General features: G+C 54.3%; 3 protein-coding genes. 1 reads left to right on the top strand and 2 read right to left on the bottom strand.

From position 1 onward, the window contains the following. Positions 1-181: 181 nt before the first annotated feature. Both ABIE59_RS19935 and ABIE59_RS19930 read right to left on the bottom strand, forming a co-directional pair. Positions 182-589, bottom strand: coding sequence for a VOC family protein (locus ABIE59_RS19935; protein ID WP_354449542.1), 408 nt, complete (start codon positions 587-589; stop codon positions 182-184). Between the two features lie 55 nt (positions 590-644). After that, on the bottom strand, positions 645-1,058 hold the full coding sequence (locus tag ABIE59_RS19930) for a GNAT family N-acetyltransferase (protein WP_354449541.1): 414 nt from the start codon (positions 1,056-1,058) through the stop codon (positions 645-647). A 322-nt stretch (positions 1,059-1,380) separates the two neighbouring features. On the opposite strand from ABIE59_RS19930, the gene ABIE59_RS19925 reads away from it, so the two are divergent. Further along, the coding region (locus tag ABIE59_RS19925; RefSeq protein ID WP_354449540.1) for a hypothetical protein at positions 1,381-1,566 on the top strand (186 nt) is incomplete at its 3' end.

Here is a 1,566-nt window from a genome sequence, read left to right as displayed (position 1 = left end):
CAACTCTGCATGCTCTGGAAAACCCAATCGGTTCTTCCAAAGGAGAGCCTGAACTTACCAGTTTTCTCATATGCTCCTCCATGAGGTATAACGCCGCGCACACCGGCGCGAGCTTGCGAGCGTCCGGCAGCCGGAGGCTGCGTAGTGCTGCGCTTGGTTATGTGTTGACTTTTCCGCCACGTTAATCCGTTAGGTTGAGTTGCCAAGACACTCCATACCTATCCTTCAGCCACCCAAACTTCTCGCTAAAGCCATAGTTATCCAAAGGCATCAGCTCCGAGCCGCCGTCGGCTAAGGCCCGAAAAGCCTCCTCGATTTCGTTCGAGGACTCACACTCGACATACAATGACATGGAGGGAGTAAAACTAAATTGGTGATCAAGGTGACTGTCCAGCGCCATTAACTCAGTTCCGTTTATCGTAAACCGAGCCATTTTGGTAGAACCTTCTGGTTCATGCTCACCGGCTCCGTAGCGCTGAATATCGGTGATCTGTGAACCAGGAAATAAAGAAGTATAGAACCTAATTGCCTCCTCGGCTTTCCCGGCCTGCTCTCCGACAAACATGAGCGAAGTCGTGATGGATTTCATCTGCTCCTCCAATCCGATGGGTACACATAACGCCACCGCGTATTGATGCGCCTTGTTATAAATCAGTGACTTTGGTGCTCATGAGAGCACTGTTTCCAGTGAACCCAAACTGCTCGTAGAGCCCTTGTGCATCTCGGGTTTGCAACACCATCTGGGTTCCCTTTATGGCCGGGTGCACTAGCAAACACTCCATGATCCACTTACCGAGGCCGCTACCGCGAAATTTGGGTTCAACCACAATATCTGCCACCCAGGTAAAAGTAGCACTATCGGTGACTGCCCGCCCAAAACCGATCTGTGTAGAACCATGATAAAGGCTGAAGCAGATGGAGCCTGAAACCATGCGATCTACGATTTCTCGAGGGCGGCGGCCACCCCAATAGGTTGCGGCAAGCAAGCGGTGGACGACATCCAGTTGCACCTTGGATCTGTCATCAGTGATTAGGTAGTCGTCCTTGCGCCATTCCATCGATGGCTACTCCCTGATTTATAACGCGAAGGTAACCGGCGCCGGAGCGCCAGCGGAGGGAACCAAAAGCGGTACGCTTTTGGCGTCCGGTTGACCGCCTGGTTAGTGGCCGGTTACCACCAAGGTCTCCCCTGGCAACCAACGCTGCATGCCCTCTCCCGAACAGCTTGCACCAACGCAACGGATGGCGAAAGGAACCAGAGCGCAAACAACACCAACCCGATTACCGTTTAAACTGGACGGCCCCATAACTGGAGCACGCCGTGAATAACCATGCCGCCGATGAATTTGGCACCCAACCCCGACGGCAACTTTTCCGGCCTTGGCCATCACCAACACAGGCGGCTTTGCAGCAAAGCCCGATGCCAAGGCCCTTGCACTGAGCCCGCCAAAAATGAAGAAGGCCAGGGCCATTAACGCGAAGCTTAGCGGCGCCCTTGTAATGGAGGCGAAGCCGCAATGGAAAGGGCGTCCGGCGGCCATCGGCCGCGTACTACAGCGACTGGTT

This window comes from Marinobacter sp. MBR-99, from assembly GCF_040547575.1.
GTDB lineage: Bacteria > Pseudomonadota > Gammaproteobacteria > Pseudomonadales > Oleiphilaceae > Marinobacter.
The sequence above is the reverse complement of the archived record's forward strand: the minus strand, read 5'-3'. Positions and strand labels throughout refer to the sequence as shown.